General features: G+C 49.8%; 1 protein-coding gene. It reads left to right on the top strand.

Annotated features, from left to right (window positions below; translation table 11 throughout):
• Positions 1-51 precede the first annotated feature (51 nt).
• Positions 52-434: YbhB/YbcL family Raf kinase inhibitor-like protein (locus ACTHUT_RS22220; protein ID WP_440419978.1), on the top strand; the 383-nt coding region annotated here is incomplete at its 3' end.

Raw genomic sequence — 434 nt, 5'->3', positions numbered from 1 at the left:
CATGCCTTGGGGTGTTTTAGAAGGAGCCAACCTGCTATTGGGAGATATAAGATGAAAGTCAGCAGTAAAGCGATTGTCAACGGCGAAGTTGAAGACAAATACGGCAAGCGCGGCAGCCAGTTCAGCCCGAATGGTATGCCTTCTTATTCGATTCCTTTTGAGATGGAAGATGCGCCGGAGGGAACAAAATCGTTTGCCGGGGTGTTGGAAGACAAAGATGCCATTTCAGCATCGGGTTTCGTATGGACGCATTGGTTGATTTCGGATTTGAAACGTACTTCCGTGGCAGAAAAGGAAAGCATTTCTGCAACGGATTGCACGCAAGGCGCGAACACTTGGGCGAGCGCGTTGGGTAAATTTGAAATCGAAGAGGCTTCGTTTTATGGCGGTATGGCGCCACCGAACAACCGCCATCGTTACGAGCTGAGTGGGTA

The organism is Neisseria sp. P0022.S010 (genome assembly GCF_051956635.1).
This window is presented reverse-complemented; position numbering and strand designations above follow the sequence as displayed.